Consider the following 15,905-nt stretch of genomic DNA (forward strand, 5'->3'; position numbering starts at 1 on the left):
TTATCCCACCACGCAAGAAGGGGAGGGTTCATGCCAGATCGCGTCTTTCAGGAATACGGTATTCATCGCTGGGGTGCGGGTATGTTCGCCCGGATGGAAAACGGCGATCTGGGGTTGGTGAATCCCGAACGCCCCAATGACACGCCTGCCAGCCTGCCTGACCTGCTGCACAAGCTGCATGAACGCGGTGTGCATACCCCGGTTTTGGTGCGCGTGGGTGCCTTTCTGCGCCGCCAGTTGGAACACCTGAACCAAGCATTTGCCAGCGCCATTGCGACCAGCGGCTATCAGGGCAGCTATCGTGGGGTGTTCCCGATCAAGGTGAACCAGCAGGCAGAGGTGATTGACCGGATCGTGGATTATGGCCGCCCGTTTCAATTCGGGCTGGAAGCGGGGTCAAAGCCGGAACTGATTCTGGCGCTGTCGCGCGATCTGCCGAAAGGTGCTTTGCTGATCTGCAATGGGATCAAGGATGCCGAATTCATCCGCCTTGGCATTCTGGCGCGCAAGGCCGGCATAAACTGCGTTCTGGTCATCGAATCACCGGGTGAGGCTGATACCGTCATCGCCGAAGCCAAGCGTTTGGGCGAAAAGCCTGCGCTGGGCGTGCGGATAAAGCTGACGCGGCGTGTGACCGGCAATTGGGCCGACAGTTCCGGCGACCGCTCGACCTTTGGGCTGACGACCAAGGAAGTGGTCGATCTGGTCGACAAGCTGCGCGCCGCTGACATGCTGGATTGCCTTGTTTTGCAACACGCGCATCTGGGCAGCCAAGTGCCACAGATCATGGATATTCGCCAAGCCGTGGATGAGGCTTGCCGCTTTTACACCGAATTGCGCCGCCTTGGCGTGCCGCTGGAATACCTGGACCTGGGCGGTGGGCTTGGTATTGACTACACCGGCGAGGCGCGGGCCAATGACAACTCCATGAACTACACCATGGAAGAATATTGCACCAACGTGGTCGAAACCGTGAAATATCAGATGGACGAGGCCGAAGTGCCCCATCCCACGCTGGTTACCGAATCGGGCCGCGCGATTGTTGCCTATTCGTCGATGCTGCTGTCGGACATTCTGGAAGCCAGCTATTTCGACCGCGCAGCCCCGCTGACGCCCGAAGATGATGACCATCACATGCTGTCGGACATGGCGGCAATTTCCGGCTATCTGACCCCGCGCCGGGTGCAGGAATGTCTGAACGACGCCGAATACTACCGCGAGGAATTGCGCGCCCTGTTCCGCCGCGGCGTGATCGGCATTGAAGAAGTCGCGCGCGCCGAACAGATTTTCCTGTATATCGTGGGGCGTATCAAGGATGTGGTGCAACAGCACCCCGCTGACGTGCCGCAAGAGGTGCTAGAGGCTCTGTCCGCCCATCGTGACATCTACCGCGCGAATTTCAGCCTGTTCCAGTCGCTGCCAGATGTCTGGGCGATTGACCAGTTGGTGCCCATCGCGCCCTTGCAGCGCCTGAACGAAAAGCCGCTGCGCCGGGCGGTGTTGTCCGACATCACCTGCGACAGCGACGGCAAGATCGACCAATTCGTGTTGGGCAACGGCATTGGCAATGCGCTGCCCATCCATGAACTGACCGAGGGCGAGCGCTATTTCATCGGCATCTTCCTTGTCGGGGCCTATCAGGAAACCTTGGGCGATCTGCACAATCTGTTCGGCGATACCAATATCGTGACGGTGGATTTCAACGAAGACGGCGTGCTGGAATTGCAGCATGAGGTCGAAGGCGATACCGTGTCCGAAGTGATGGCCTATGTCGAATATGAACCCCGCCAATGCTTGGACGCGTTCAAGCGCATCGTGGAACGCGGCGTGCAGGATGGCACGCTGAACCCGGCGCAACGGCGGATGCTGATGGAAACCTATCGCCACGCGATGAATGGCTACACCTATTACGAACATGAGGAACATACCCATGGCTGACAACAAGGACGTTCTGGTCATTGGCGCGGGCGGCGTGGCTTCGGTCACGCTGCACAAGATGGCGATGAACCCGGACCTGTTTCCGGGCCGCATCTGCGTGGCCAGTCGCACGCTGGCCAAATGCGAGGCGATTGCGGCAGAGGTGAAATCGCGCACCGGGGTTGAGATTGAAACCTACGAGGTAGACGCAAATGATGTCGATCAGACCGTCGCGCTGATCGAAGCCGTCAAGCCCGCGCTTCTGGTCAATCTGGCGCTGCCCTATCAGGATCTGGACCTGATGGCGGCCTGCCTGCGCACCGGCGTGCACTATCTGGACACGGCAAATTATGAACCGCCCGAAGAGGCGAAGTTCGAATATTCCCACCAGTGGAAACTGCATGATCAGTTCGTAGCGGCGGGGCTAATGGCCACTTTGGGCGTGGGGTTCGACCCCGGTGTAACCAGCATTTTCGCGGCCTATGTGCGCAAGCACCACCTGTCGGGCATTCGCCTGATCGACATTCTGGATTGCAATGGCGGCGACCATGGCCACCCCTTTGCCACCAATTTCAACCCGGAGATCAACATCCGCGAAGTGACCGCCGAAGTGAAGCATTGGGAAAATGGCGGCTGGGTCACAAGCCCCGCCATGTCCACCAAGGTTGAATTCGACTTCGAGGCGGTTGGCCCGAAGAACATGTATCTGATGTATCACGAAGAGCTTGAAAGCCTTGTGACACATTTCCCCGAGATCGAACGCGCGCGCTTCTGGATGACCTTTGGCGATGCTTACATCAACCATGTCACCGTGTTGCAGAATGTGGGCATGACGGGGATCGAACCTGTGGATTATGAGGGCCACAAGATCATTCCGCTGCAATTCCTGAAGGCTGTGCTGCCAAACCCCGGCGATCTGGGCGAACGCACCAAGGGCAAGACCAATATCGGCGATATCATCACTGGCCCCGCGCAAGACGGCTCGGGCGAAAAGACGTTCTACATCAAGAATATCTGCGACCATGAGGAATGCTACCGCGAGGTCGGGTCGCAAGCCGTCAGCTACACGACCGGCGTGCCTGCCTTTATCGGCGCGGCGCTTATGCTGAACGGCACTTGGTCGGGCGCGGGCGTGTTTAACACCGAACAGCTTGACCCGGACGCGTTCATGGACATGCTGAACGAACACGGCCTGCCATGGACGCTGACGGAACTGTCGGCCCCGGCTGATTTCTGATGGCAATGCAGACCTTCGCGGGCGATCCGGGCGCCTTTGCCCGGTTCGACCTGCACCGCGTGCCGTCGCCCTGCTTCGTGGTTGATGAGGTACGGGTGGAAGCGAATTTGCGCGTGTTGGCCGATGTGCAAACGCGTTCCGGCGCGACCGTGCTCTGTGCGCTAAAAGCCTTTTCCATGTGGGAACTTGCCCCCTTGGTCAGCCGCTACCTGTCGGGCGTCTGCGCGTCTGGCCTGTGGGAAGCACGGCTCGGGCGCGAGCATTACGGCGGCATTGTCGAGACGTTCTCGGCGGGCTACAAACCTGATGAGATGGCAGAGATTGCTGCGCTCTCGGACCATATCATCTTCAACACACCCGCCGCCAAGGACCGCTTTCTGCCGGTGCTGCAAGCGTCGGGGCGCGCGATCCATGTCGGCCTGCGCTTCAACCCCGGCCTGCCCTTGGGGGATGACGCGAAATATGACCCCGCCGCCCCCGGCTCTCGCCTTGGCACGCCGTTGGAGCAGATCGACGCGGCCGCGCTGGGCGGCGTAGATGGCCTGCACATGCACACTTTGTGCGAGCAAGACCTGTCGCCGCTGCTGGCGATCTGGGAGCATATCGCGCCGCGCATCCTTGAACTGGCCCCGCATCTCAAATGGATCAATTTCGGCGGCGGCCATCACATTACCCGCGCGGATTACGACCGCGACGGGCTGGTCGATTTCCTGATCCGCGTGCGCGAAGAAACCGGCCTGCATTGCTATCTTGAACCGGGCGAAGCCGTGGCGCTGGATGCAGGCATTCTGGTGGGCGAGGTGCTGGACGTTGTCGAAAATGACGGCGCGAATGCGATCCTAGACATATCCGCCACCTGTCACATGCCCGATGTGATCGAGGCACCCTATCGCCCCGCGCTGCTGGGCGAAGGGGGCGCGGTGCCGGTGCGCTTGGGTGGGCCTAGCTGCTTGGCGGGCGACGTGATCGGGCGCTATGATTTCGGCGGCGTGCCGGATATTGGCAGCCGCGTCGCGTTTCTGGATCAAGCGCATTATTCGATGGTGAAAACCACCACCTTCAACGGTGTGCGCCTGCCTGCCTTGGCCGTATGGAACAGCGACTCGGGCGCGCTGCGCGTGATCCGCCAGTTTGACTACAGCGATTTCAAGGGCCGCCTGTCATGATCTTCCTGAACTCTGAACTGACCATGTCTGAGCGCCAGCCAGAGGCGCGGTTTCAGATCGTGCCCATGCCGCTGGAAAAGACCGTGTCTTACGGGTCTGGCACAGCGCATGGCCCTGCCGCGCTGATTGACGCGTCGGACCAGTTGGAACGGCTGTGGCGCGGGATGGAACCTTGCACGGCGGGCATTTATACCACGCCACCCATCGACTGCGACCAACCGCTGGAAGAAGCGCTGGCAGCGTTGGCCGCGCGCACCGAAGGGATTGCGCGGGCCGGGCAAATTCCGGTCACTTTGGGCGGCGAACACAGCCTGACATGGGGGGCTGTGATGGGCGTGTCGCGCGCGCTGGGCCGCCGGGTAGGCATTGTGCAGATCGACGCCCATGCCGACCTGCGCCGCGCCTATCAGGGTTTCCGGCACAGCCACGCATCGGTCATGCAACTACTGGTCGAGGAAGAGGGCATGGCGCTGGCGCAATATGGCGTGCGCGCTCTGTCCTCTGACGAAGCCGCGCTGCGTGACGAATTGGGCATCACCTATATTGACGCTGAAGAGCTTGTGACCGGCGGGATCATGCAGGTCACGCTGCCTGATGATTTCCCCGAGGATATCTATATCAGCTTCGATGTGGATGGGCTGGACGCGCCGCTGATGCCCGCGACCGGCACGCCGGTGCCCGGTGGCTTGGGCTATTACCAGTCGCTGGCGCTGGTGCGGTCGGCCCTGAAGGGGCGGCGCTGCGTGGGGATCGATGTGGTCGAACTGGCCCCGATCGAGGGCGCGGATGTCTGGGATTTTACCGCCGCGCAACTGACCTACGCGCTGATCGGGATTGCCCAAGGCGGGTAGGGGGCGCTCGCGCCCCCTCTTGGCCTGCGGCCAATTCACCCCCGAGGATATTTGGGCAAGGATGAATGGGCAAAAGGCGGGGATAAACCGCTAAATCTTGTGTCATGCGCGTGACAATCCTGCGCGATCTGCCTATAAGTGGGGCAGTCAACCAAGGATGAATGTGCATGTCTGCCGAAGCCCAGAAGATCGACGAATACGGTGCCGATTCCATCAAGGTTTTGAAGGGGTTGGATGCGGTTCGCAAACGCCCCGGCATGTATATCGGCGATACAGATGACGGGTCCGGCCTGCACCACATGGTGTACGAGGTCGTCGATAACGGCATTGACGAGGCTTTGGCCGGTCATGCCGATTTCGTGAGTGTTATCATTCATGCCGACAGTTCCGTGTCGGTCATGGATAACGGGCGCGGCGTGCCGACCGATATTCATGCCGAAGAGGGGGTGTCTGCCGCCGAGGTCATCATGACCCAGTTGCACGCGGGCGGGAAATTCGACCAGAACAGCTACAAGGTGTCGGGCGGTCTGCACGGTGTGGGCGTGTCGGTTGTGAATGCCCTGTCCGACTGGCTGGAGCTGCGCATCTGGCGGGCGGGCAAGGAACATGTCGCCCGGTTCGAGCGTGGCGATACGGTGCGCCACTTGGAAGTGGTGGGCGAGAGCGGCGGCAAAACCGGGACAGAGGTGCGGTTTCTGGCCTCGACCGACACGTTCTCGAACTTGGATTATAGCTTCAAGACGCTGGAAAACCGGTTGCGAGAACTGGCGTTCCTCAATTCCGGCGTGCGGATTATTCTGGAAGACCACCGCCCCGCGGAGCCGCTGAAAACAGAGTTGTTCTACGAGGGCGGCGTGCGCGAATTTGTCCGGCACCTGGACCGGTCCAAGTCTGCCGTCATGCCCGAGCCCATCTATATCAACGGCGAGCGCGACGGCATTGGCGTGGAAGTGGCGATGTGGTGGAATGACAGTTACCATGAAAATGTGCTGCCCTTTACCAACAACATCCCGCAGCGCGATGGCGGCACGCATATGGCGGGCTTTCGTGGCGCGCTGACCCGCACGATCAACGCCTATGCGCAATCGAGCGGGATCGCCAAGAAAGAGAAGGTCAGCTTTACCGGCGATGACGCGCGCGAGGGGCTGACCTGCGTGCTGTCTGTAAAAGTGCCTGACCCGAAATTTTCCAGCCAGACCAAGGACAAGCTGGTCAGTTCCGAAGTGCGCCCGGCGGTGGAAAGCCTTGTGAATGAAAAGCTGGCGGAGTGGTTCGAGGAGAATCCGAATTACGCCAAGGGCATTGTCAGCAAGATTGTCGAAGCAGCCCTTGCGCGCGAAGCGGCCCGCAAGGCCCGCGAATTGACCCGGCGCAAAACCGCGATGGATGTGGCCAGCCTGCCCGGCAAGCTGGCCGATTGCCAAGAGCGTGACCCGGCGAAATCGGAATTGTTCCTTGTCGAGGGGGATTCTGCGGGCGGGTCCGCCAAGCAGGGCCGGTCACGGCAGAATCAGGCAGTGTTGCCGCTGCGCGGCAAAATCCTGAACGTGGAACGCGCGCGGTTTGACCGGATGCTTGGCTCTCAGGAAATCGGCACGCTGATTACCGCTCTTGGCACCGGCATTGGGCGGGATGAGTTTGATCTTGCGAAACTGCGCTACCACAAGATTGTCATCATGACAGATGCCGACGTGGACGGCGCCCATATCCGCACGCTGTTGTTGACCTTCTTCTTCCGCCAAATGCCCCAACTGATCGAGGCGGGGCATCTCTATATTGCCGAACCGCCGCTCTACAAGGTCGCGCGCGGCAAGTCAGAGGTGTATCTGAAGGACAAACCGTCCTTGGAAAATTACCTGATCGACATGGGGGTCGATGGGGCGGTGCTGCGGCTGGCCAATGGCGAGGAAATCATCGGTCAGGATTTGGCGCGCATCGTGACCGAAGCCCGCGCGGTGGGCCGGTCGTTGGAAGCGTTCCCAACGCATTATCCGCAACATATTCTGGAACAGGCCACGATTGCCGGCGCGCTTTTGGCCGAAGCGCTGGCCGCGCAACCGCAAGCGCTGGCCGATAGCGTGGCCGCCCGGCTGGACCTTATCGCCGCCGAATATGAGCGCGGTTGGGAAGGCCGCCCCACACAGGATGGCGGCTTGCGGCTGGCCCGCGTGCTGCGCGGCGTGGAAGAGGTGCGCCGACTGGACGGGCAGGTTCTGCGCTCGGGCGAGGCGCGGCGACTGGCCACCCACACCCAAAGCCTGCAAGAGGTTTACGGCCAACCCGCCGAATTGGTGCGCCGTGACCGCAAGCAGACGATCTATGGCCCGGTGGACCTGTTGAACGCGATCCTGGCAGAGGGCGAGAAGGGCTTGACGCTGCAACGCTACAAGGGCTTGGGCGAAATGAACCCCGACCAGCTATGGGAAACCACGCTGGACCCCGAAGCACGCACGCTGTTGCAGGTGAAGGTCGATGATCTGGCCGAAGCGGACGATCTTTTCACAAAGCTGATGGGCGATGTGGTGGAACCCCGCCGCGAGTTCATCCAGCGCAACGCGCTGAACGTGGAAAATCTGGACGCCTGACGCGGTGCAAAGCCCCTTGCGCTGCTTGGGCGCGTGGGGCAACACTCTGGCGTAAGGATGATTTACCAGAGTGACCATGAGCCGCATCAGCAAGATCGAGATTGACGACACCGGGCTGCCCACGCCCACGCCAGAGGTAGAACAAGAGCGCAAGGTCGCCGTGTTCGACCTGCTAGAAGATAACAGCTTTGCCCTTTTGGCACGCGATGGACAAGATGCCCCGCCGGGCCCTTTCCAGATGACATTGGCCATACGCGAGCGCCGTCTGGTCATCGATCTGCGCGATGAAGCGGGCGCTTCGGTCAGTGAAATGCATCTGTCGCTGGGCCCGTTTCGGCAGGTGGTCAAGGATTACTACCAGATCTGCGGCAGCTATTTCGAGGCGGTGAAAAACATGCCGCCCAGCCAGATCGAAGCGATCGACATGGCGCGGCGCGGCATTCATAACGAGGGCGCGCGCATCTTGCAGGAACGCCTAGAAGGCAAGGCCGTGCTGGACAAGGACACTGCCCGCCGCCTGTTCACACTTGTTTGCGTGTTGCATTTCGGGGGTTGAATGGGCACGGACTTCCCCTCTTCCGTGCTGTTTTGTTGCGACCATAATTCCGTGCGCTCGCCCATGGCCGAGGGGTTCATGAAAAAGCTGTATGGGCAGCGCGCCTACGTCCAATCCGCAGGCGTGCATTCCGACAGAGAGATTGACGGGTTTTCGATAACCGTCAGCGCCGAGGATGGGGTGGAACTGTCGCGCCACCGGTCGCGGTCCTTTGAAGAAATGATGGATTGGGGCGATGATCTTGGCGGCTTCGATCTGATTATCGCCTTGTCGCCCGCAAGCCAAAGACAGGCGCTAGAACTGACCCGCTTTGCGCATATCGACGTAGAATACTGGCCAATCATGGACCCGTCCGGGCTGGGAGAGTCGCGCGAGGCGAAACTTGCGGCCTACCGGCAGGCCCGTGACCAGATCAAGCAACGCCTGTTGGCCCGGTTCGGGCCACCATCCGAAGGGTAATACCATGAGCCGCGCAATTATTGAGCAGTATTTCACCGCGTTCAACGCAGGTGACACAGACACCATGCTGTCGCTGGTGTCTGATGACGTGGAGCACCATGTCAATCAAGGAGAGGTCCGGCGCGGGCGGGCGGCCTTTGCCGAGTTTTGCAGCCATATGGGCGTCAGCTACCGCGAAGAATTGCGCGATATGGTGGTTTTCCTGTCCGAAGATGGCTCCCGCGCGGCGGCGGAATTCATGGTGCATGGCGAATATCTGCAAACCGATCCCGGCCTGCCAGAGGCGCGGGGGCAGGCCTATGTTCTGCCCGCCGGGTCGTTCTTTGCGCTGAAGGAGGGCCAGATTACCCGCGTGACCACCTATTATAACCTGCAAGACTGGATCGCACAGGTCGCGGCATGAGCTTGCGGTATCAGGCTTTGACGGGGGCCGCGATAGATGCGGTCATTGACGGGCTTGCGGCGTTGCGCATCCGCGTGTTCCATGACTGGCCCTATTTATATGCGGGCGATCTGGGTTATGAGCGCGGATATTTGGCGGTTTACCGCGACAACCCGCGCGCTATCGTGGCCGCGGCGTTTGATGGTGACCGGCTGGTGGGGGCCGCGACGGGCCTGCCGATGGTCGATGCCGACCCGGAATTTCGCGCGGCCTTTGAGGGCACCGATCATAACCCCGAGCAGATCTTCTACTGTGCCGAGTCGGTGCTGCTGCCCGACTACCGGGGGCAGGGGGCGGGCCACCGCTTTTTCGACCTGCGCGAGCAGCACGCGCGCGCTTTGGGCCTGCGTTTTGCCGCGTTTTGCAGTGTGAAACGGCCAGAGGACCACCCCGCACGGCCCCATGGCTACCGCCCGCTGGATGGGTTCTGGCGCAAACGCGGTTATGCGCCGCTGCCGGGCGTGGTGGCCCAATTCACATGGCGCGATCTTGGCGATGCGACGGACACCGCGAAACCCCTGCAAGTCTGGATGCGCGCGCTATGAAACTTGCCGCTGCCGCTTACCCGCTGGATTTTCTGACCGATTGGAATGCGTATACCGCAAAGCTGGGCGCTTGGGTTGCAACGGGTGCGGCCACCGGGGCGGAACTGTTGGTGTTTCCCGAATATGGGGCGATGGAGCTGGCCAGTTTGGGCGGGGCCAAGGTTGCCGCCGATCTGGACGCCGCGCTGCAAGAGGTGATGCGCCATGCCCCGCGCGTGGCTGCCTTGCACGGCGTCCTCGCGGCGCAACACAGCGTCTATATCCTTGGCGCGAGCGCACCCGCGCGCGGCCCGGCAGGGCACCCGGTGAACTGTGCAACGCTTTATGGACCGAAGGGGGTGATCGGCCATCAGGACAAGCAGATCATGACCCGGTTCGAGCGTGAAGAATGGAACATCGCCCCCGGCCAAGACGGGCTGCGCGTGTTCGACACGCCGCTGGGGCGCATTGGCATTCTGATCTGCTACGACGCCGAATTCCCGCTTCTGGGCCGTGCGCTGGCCGAAGCCGGGGCAGAGATTCTTCTTGTGCCGTCCTGCACCGAAGGGCTGGCGGGATATACCCGCGTCAAGGTTGGTGCCATGGCCCGCGCGCTGGAAAACCAATGCGTGGTGGTCCACGCGCCCACGGTCGGCGCGGCGGATTGGTGCCCGGCGGTGGATATGAATACCGGGGCTGCCGCCATCTATGGCCCGCCCGACCGTGGCTTTCCCGATACCGGCATTCTGGCCGAAACCGCGCTCAATGCGCCGGGTTGGGCGGTGGCGGAGATTGATCGGGCCACCATTCATGCCGTGCGCCGGGATGGGGCCGTGTTGAACCATGCCCACTGGCCCGAGCAGAAAATGCGGCTTGGGCCGGGCTAACACGGCCGGTTTTGCATATTTGCCTTGAAAAAAGCCCGCGATGCGCGCATCTAGCAGCGCACGCGCGCAAGACGCGCGCCCACAACGGACGGAGTGACCATGGCCAAGGAAGAACTGCTCGAATTTCCCGGTGTCGTCAGAGAACTCCTGCCTAATGCGACATTTCGGGTCGAGCTGGAAAACGGCCATGAGATCAATGCGCATATGGCAGGCAAGATGCGGAAAAACCGCATCCGTGTTCTGGTTGGCGACAAAGTTCAGGTGGAAATGACACCCTATGACCTGACCAAGGGGCGGATCAATTACCGCTTCAAGTAAGCCGATGCGCCTGATTCTCGGCTCTGGCAGTCCAAGGCGGCTAGAGGTTCTGGCGCAGCTTGGCATCACGCCCGACAAGGTTGTCGCGGCGGATATAGACGAGACGCCGCTGAAAGCCGAATTGCCGCGCCCCTATTGCGAACGGGTGACGCGGGCCAAGCTGGATGCAATTGCCACCGACCCGGATGATCTGCTGCTTTGTGCCGATACAACGGTTGCATTGGGGCGGCGGATTATGGGCAAGCCTGCCGATGCGGGCGAAGCGGCGGCATTCCTGCATAAACTATCAGGGCGGCGGCACGAGGTGATTACCGCGATCGCGCTGCGCCATGGCGCGCAGATCTGGACGCGCACCCAAGTCAGCGCGGTCAAGATGAAGCGCCTGTCCAACGAGGAGGTGAACCTTTATCTTGCCTCTGGCGAATGGCAGGGCAAGGCGGGCGGCTATGCCATTCAGGGTTTGGGCGCAGCCTTTATCCCGTGGATGCAAGGGTCTTACACCGGCGTGATGGGCCTGCCCGCAATGGAAACCGCGCAGCTTTTGCGCGCGGCTGGCTACAGGTGGAACGCATGAAAGGCAGCACGATTGCGCTGGACCATATCGGCGAACGGCAGGCCGCAGCGCTTATGGTCGATGGTATTCTAGATGATTTCCTGATCGACCCGCCAGATTGGGTCACCCCGCCCGAGTCGCTCTTTCGCGGAAAGCTGGGACGGCCCGTGAAGGGCATGGGGGGCGCTTTTGTCGACCTGCCAAATGGACAAAGCGGGTTCCTGCGCCAGACAAAAGGGCTGCGGCCCGGCGATCCGATCCTTGTGCAGGTGACAGGGCTGGCAGAGCAGGGCAAGGCCGTGCCTGTCACCACGCGCCTGCTGTTCAAAAGCCGCTTCGCCATTGTCACGCCCGATGCGCCGGGCCTGAACATCTCGCGCCAGATTGACGATGACGCGCTGCGCGCCGATCTGGATGCGCTGGCGCGCGACTGTATGGAAGGGGCAGGGGACAAGCTTGGCCTGATCCTGCGCTCTGCCTGCATGGATGCGCAAGAGGCAGATATCGCCGATGACATATTGCAAATGCGCAGCCTTGCCGAACAGGTGCTGGGCGATTTGACCGGCGCGCCCGAATTGCTGCTGGCTGCACCGGGTGCCCATGAACTGGCTTGGCGCGACTGGGCGGATGCCGACACGCTGGATGACGCCGCTGGCAGTTTCGTGCGGCACGGGGTGGACGATGCGCTTGACAAGCTGACCCGCGCCGACGTGGGTCTGGCCCATGGCGCGTCCATGGTGATCGAACCCACCCGCGCGTTGGTCGCTGTGGATATCAACACAGGCCCCGACACCAGCCCCGCCGCCGGGTTGAAAGCCAATATCGCCGCGATCCGCGCCCTGCCGCGCGAGTTGCGCTTGCGCGGGCTTGGCGGTCAGGTGGTCATCGACCTTGCGCCCTATCCGAAACGCGAAAAACAAGTGCTGGAACAGGTTCTGAGCGCCGCGTTCAAACGCGACGGGCGCGACACGGTGCTGGCCGGCTTCACGCCCTTAGGCAATTTTGAGCTGACCCGCAAACGCGACCGCGTGGCGCTGTCGGTGCTGTTGCCATGAGCTGCCCGATTTGCCGCAAAGCCGCGCTGGCAGAGTATCGCCCCTTTTGCTCGCGTCGCTGCGCCGATATCGACCTCGCGCGCTGGTTGCGGGCGGATTACGCCATCCCCGTGCCCTTGACCGATGCAGAGGATGACGTGGTGACGGACCCGCCAAACCTGCCTGAATCGCATTAGTTTTTTCGATTTGCCTCTGGACAGTGAAACCAGCGTGACATAATACACCGCTACCCAGCAGGGCAGGCCAAAAACAGCCGCGCTGCGAAACCCGTGCCCGGGTAGCTCAGGGGTAGAGCAGTGGATTGAAAATCCTCGTGTCGGTGGTTCGATTCCGCCCCCGGGCACCACTTAACAAGCTGAAATGTTTGGGTTTTGTGGTCATGTGTGGTCCTTGCTCGGACCGGGTTTGACGCTATCCTGCGACGGATATATCAGTTATCGCCGTCTTGCGTGCTCGTTTCCCAGCATTGCTTTGCGTTATGCCACGGCAAGGTGTGCCAACCGCGAATAGTGCCGCGCTATGGGGGCGGTTTCTGCCCCGACTGCTCCGCGATGCGCGGCGCATTGGTTGTTCGGACGGCTTGCCGGAGCATGTGCGCGGCGGGATCGCTTAAGGCGCGCGGCCAGGGGTTTTCTTGGCAGGGTTTGCTGCGCTTGACTTCGGACACGTCCCCGCCCATGACACGCGCAACGCAATTTAGCAGCGGATACCGGGCGCATGGCAAAAAGTGATGGCAAGAAAGACGGGCTGTGGGAGAACGTGAAAACGATCTTCTATGCGCTTTTGATCGCGGGCTTGTTCCGCACCCTGTTCTTTCAGCCTTTCTGGATTCCCTCTGGGTCTATGAAGGAAACCTTGTTGATCGGGGATTTCCTATTCGTGAACAAAATGGCCTATGGCTATTCACGTTATTCCTGTCCCTTCGCGATATGCCCGTTTTCGGGCCGTATTTTCGCGTCCGACCCAGAGCGCGGCGATATCGTGGTGTTTCGACATCCCGGCACGGGGGCCGATTACATCAAGCGGCTAATCGGGTTGCCGGGGGATACGGTGCAAATCCGTGATGGCCAGATCATTCTGAATGGCGAGCCCGTGCCGCAAACCCCCGATGGTGATTTCAGCGAGGAGTATGCGCGCCAAGGTTCGTCGCAGCAGTTTCCGCGCTGCGAGAATGCGCCGGTGGGCGAGGGCGGCGATTGCCTGAAATCGCGTATGATCGAAACGCTGCCGAACGGGGTCAGCTACCCGGTGTTGAATATCTCGGACAATAGTGCGGCGGACAACACGCCGGTCTTTACCGTGCCGGACGGCGAATTCTTCTTCATGGGCGACAACCGCGACAATTCGCTCGACAGCCGGATGCCGCGCAGTGTTGGTGGTGTGGGCTTCGTGCCGTTCGACCACCTGATCGGGCGTGCGCGCCACGTGGTCTTCTCTGCCGAGGGCCGCTCGTTGTACATGTTCTGGACATGGCGGGGGGATCGCTTCTTCGAGGCGCTTCGGTGAAACTGTCGCGCGAGATAACGGCCTTTATGACGCGGTTGGGGCATGAGTTTGACCGCCCCGAATTGCTTCTGCGCGCGCTGACGCACCCGTCAATTTCCACGCCGTCGCGGCCCGACAACCAAAGGTTGGAGTTCCTTGGCGACCGGGTGCTGGGTCTTGTGATGTCCGAGGCGCTTTTGGCCGCCGACAAGGCCGCACGCGAAGGCCAGCTTGCCCCGCGCTATAACGCGCTGGTGCGCAAGGAAACCTGCGCCGAAATCGCGCGGGAAATCGACCTTGGGGCAGTGTTGCGGCTGGGCCGGTCAGAGATGCTCTCTGGCGGGCGGCGCAAGATGGCGATTCTTGGCGATGCCATGGAAGCGGTGATCGCCGCAGTCTACCTTGACGCTGGGTTCACTGTGGCGCGCAATGTGATCCTTAGCCTTTGGGGCGACCGCGTGTCCTTGGTGGAGGCGGATTCGCGCGATGCCAAGACGCTGTTGCAGGAATGGGCACAGGCGCGCGGCATGGCGTTGCCCGCCTATGCCGAGGCGGGGCGCTCTGGCCCCGACCACGCGCCGCAGTTCACCATAGAGGTGCGGTTGGAAAATGGGGCTGTTGCGCGCGCTTCTGCCGGAAGCAAGCGGCAGGCCGAACATCAGGCTGCAAGCGCGCTTCTGGCGCAGTTGGATGACGCAGAATAACGGGTCAGGCCGCTGGTCACATGGTGCTTGGCGCCGTCTCTAGCGGCCCGACCAGATAAAACCCCAGAACCAACCCCAAGACCATCAGCGTATACACGCCGGTCATGCTGGCATAGCCCAAAGCGGGTGAATACCACGATGCGCGGTATTTATACAGGTTGAGGTCAATCATCTTGTAAGCAAAGGCGGCAATCCCGATCGCCATTGCAAAGCCGATGATATCGGCCGTCACAATACCAAGCCCCGGCAAGCGGCTGGCGATGACACCTGCAATGAACAGGCCTATCCAATGGTTCAGATACATTGGAAAGGAAATACCCCCGGCCCAACTGCCAAAGCGCGTCCGTTGCCCCGGTTGGGCGCAAAGCAGCACGACAGAAATGGCCAGAAGCGGGACATATTGCCGATAGGGGACCGCGTCCGTCGCCCAGAATGCGATCGTGACCGCGCAACTGCCGATCAGCGCCGCAACGGCCCAGGGCCGGATATGCCAGTTCCCGAAACGGCGTTGCAGCATTGCAGCCAGAACACCGGCAGAAACGCTGCCATACCATGTTTCCAACAGCGCCGCGGCCAGCGCAATGACCACCCATGTCATCCAGTATTTCGCCACCGACACGAACAGGATCAGGATGGGCGCCATCAGGTAGAATTGTTCTTCCACGGCGATTGACCAAAAGTGCGATCCGGTGCCGTTCATTGGCAGGGCGGTGATGACCTCGGGCGTTTTTTCTATGAAGAAATTATGTGTGAAGGTCAGATCGTAGATCAGCGCCTGCCAGAAATAGGGCGCAAAGCCCTCTTTCAGATAGGCTGCGCCATAGAGTGCGGCGATGGCGGCAAAGAAGGGCAGCCAGATGCGAATGGTCCGATTGTAGAAAAACCGGGGCAGGTCGGCACGAGTCATGCGCAGGATGATCCCGCCAATCAGGAAACCGCTAAGGGCAAAGAAAATCTGCACGAACAGATCGCCTGCGAAATTCAGATGGCTGACCGACCCGGCATGAACCCAGAACACCGCCGAGGCGAGGAAGATCCTGAGCCAATCGAAATTTGGATATTCGGTCAGACCACTGGCCACCAATTTGGCCCGGTGCTGGGCTTTTGTCTCGAAATCTGACTTTGATGGTCTAAACACGTCCACACACTCCACAAACCTAACGGTG

17 protein-coding genes and 1 tRNA gene are annotated in these 15,905 nt (G+C 61.0%); 17 read left to right on the forward strand and 1 reads right to left on the reverse strand.

Annotation, left to right across the window (positions count from 1 at the left end):
- Positions 1–30: 30 nt before the first annotated feature.
- The 17 genes from speA (at position 31) to rnc (ending at position 14,739) form a co-directional block, all read left to right on the forward strand.
- Positions 31–1,938 carry a biosynthetic arginine decarboxylase gene (gene speA, locus AWT76_RS06540; protein WP_072245634.1) on the forward strand — a complete coding sequence of 636 codons (1,908 nt, stop codon included), beginning with the start codon at positions 31–33 and terminating at the stop codon, positions 1,936–1,938.
- Positions 1,931–3,154 (forward strand): saccharopine dehydrogenase family protein, encoded by a 1,224-nt coding sequence (locus AWT76_RS06545; protein ID WP_072245635.1) that lies wholly within the window; start codon positions 1,931–1,933, stop codon positions 3,152–3,154. The genes speA and AWT76_RS06545 overlap by 8 nt, the downstream gene beginning before the upstream one ends.
- Positions 3,154–4,320, forward strand: a complete 1,167-nt coding sequence (locus tag AWT76_RS06550; RefSeq protein WP_218055472.1) for a carboxynorspermidine decarboxylase — start codon at positions 3,154–3,156, stop codon at positions 4,318–4,320. Before AWT76_RS06545 ends, AWT76_RS06550 begins: the two co-directional genes overlap by 1 nt.
- Positions 4,317–5,171 carry an agmatinase family protein gene (locus tag AWT76_RS06555; RefSeq protein WP_072245636.1) on the forward strand — a complete coding sequence of 285 codons (855 nt, stop codon included), beginning with the start codon at positions 4,317–4,319 and terminating at the stop codon, positions 5,169–5,171. Before AWT76_RS06550 ends, AWT76_RS06555 begins: the two co-directional genes overlap by 4 nt.
- 167 nt (positions 5,172–5,338) lie before the next feature.
- Positions 5,339–7,756 (forward strand): DNA topoisomerase (ATP-hydrolyzing) subunit B, encoded by a 2,418-nt coding sequence (gyrB, locus tag AWT76_RS06560; RefSeq protein ID WP_072245637.1) that lies wholly within the window; start codon positions 5,339–5,341, stop codon positions 7,754–7,756.
- A 76-nt stretch (positions 7,757–7,832) separates the two neighbouring features.
- Complete coding sequence (locus AWT76_RS06565) at positions 7,833–8,312, forward strand: UPF0262 family protein (protein WP_072245638.1); 480 nt, start codon at positions 7,833–7,835, stop codon at positions 8,310–8,312.
- Positions 8,313–8,771, forward strand: a complete 459-nt coding sequence (locus tag AWT76_RS06570) for an arsenate-mycothiol transferase ArsC (RefSeq protein WP_072245639.1) — start codon at positions 8,313–8,315, stop codon at positions 8,769–8,771.
- A gap of 4 nt (positions 8,772–8,775) precedes the next feature.
- Positions 8,776–9,174, forward strand: a complete 399-nt coding sequence (locus tag AWT76_RS06575; protein ID WP_072245640.1) for a ketosteroid isomerase-related protein — start codon at positions 8,776–8,778, stop codon at positions 9,172–9,174.
- The gene (locus AWT76_RS06580) at positions 9,171–9,758 is read left to right on the forward strand and encodes a GNAT family N-acetyltransferase (RefSeq protein WP_072245641.1); all 588 of its coding nucleotides are present in this window, start codon (positions 9,171–9,173) and stop codon (positions 9,756–9,758) included. Before AWT76_RS06575 ends, AWT76_RS06580 begins: the two co-directional genes overlap by 4 nt.
- Positions 9,755–10,624 carry a carbon-nitrogen hydrolase family protein gene (locus tag AWT76_RS06585; RefSeq protein WP_072245642.1) on the forward strand — a complete coding sequence of 290 codons (870 nt, stop codon included), beginning with the start codon at positions 9,755–9,757 and terminating at the stop codon, positions 10,622–10,624. Before AWT76_RS06580 ends, AWT76_RS06585 begins: the two co-directional genes overlap by 4 nt.
- A 99-nt stretch (positions 10,625–10,723) precedes the next feature.
- Positions 10,724–10,942, forward strand: coding sequence for a translation initiation factor IF-1 (infA, locus tag AWT76_RS06590; protein WP_072245643.1), 219 nt, complete (start codon positions 10,724–10,726; stop codon positions 10,940–10,942).
- A gap of 4 nt (positions 10,943–10,946) precedes the next feature.
- The gene (locus AWT76_RS06595) at positions 10,947–11,516 is read left to right on the forward strand and encodes a Maf family protein (RefSeq protein WP_072245644.1); all 570 of its coding nucleotides are present in this window, start codon (positions 10,947–10,949) and stop codon (positions 11,514–11,516) included.
- Positions 11,513–12,550 carry a ribonuclease E/G gene (locus tag AWT76_RS06600; protein ID WP_072245645.1) on the forward strand — a complete coding sequence of 346 codons (1,038 nt, stop codon included), beginning with the start codon at positions 11,513–11,515 and terminating at the stop codon, positions 12,548–12,550. The genes AWT76_RS06595 and AWT76_RS06600 overlap by 4 nt, the downstream gene beginning before the upstream one ends.
- Positions 12,547–12,726 carry a DNA gyrase inhibitor YacG gene (locus AWT76_RS06605; RefSeq protein WP_072245646.1) on the forward strand — a complete coding sequence of 60 codons (180 nt, stop codon included), beginning with the start codon at positions 12,547–12,549 and terminating at the stop codon, positions 12,724–12,726. The genes AWT76_RS06600 and AWT76_RS06605 overlap by 4 nt, the downstream gene beginning before the upstream one ends.
- Positions 12,727–12,821: 95 nt before the next feature.
- Positions 12,822–12,896 (forward strand) — tRNA-Phe (locus AWT76_RS06610).
- A gap of 371 nt (positions 12,897–13,267) precedes the next feature.
- Positions 13,268–14,056 (forward strand): signal peptidase I, encoded by a 789-nt coding sequence (gene lepB, locus AWT76_RS06615; RefSeq protein ID WP_072245647.1) that lies wholly within the window; start codon positions 13,268–13,270, stop codon positions 14,054–14,056.
- Positions 14,053–14,739, forward strand: a complete 687-nt coding sequence (rnc, locus tag AWT76_RS06620; protein WP_072245648.1) for a ribonuclease III — start codon at positions 14,053–14,055, stop codon at positions 14,737–14,739. The genes lepB and rnc overlap by 4 nt, the downstream gene beginning before the upstream one ends.
- Positions 14,740–14,755: 16 nt before the next feature.
- On the opposite strand, the gene AWT76_RS06625 is transcribed toward rnc, so the two are convergent.
- Positions 14,756–15,877, reverse strand: coding sequence for an acyltransferase family protein (locus AWT76_RS06625; protein ID WP_176699354.1), 1,122 nt, complete (start codon positions 15,875–15,877; stop codon positions 14,756–14,758).
- Positions 15,878–15,905: the final 28 nt, after the last annotated feature.

The organism is Roseibaca calidilacus, assembly GCF_001517585.1.
GTDB lineage: Bacteria > Pseudomonadota > Alphaproteobacteria > Rhodobacterales > Rhodobacteraceae > Roseinatronobacter > Roseinatronobacter calidilacus.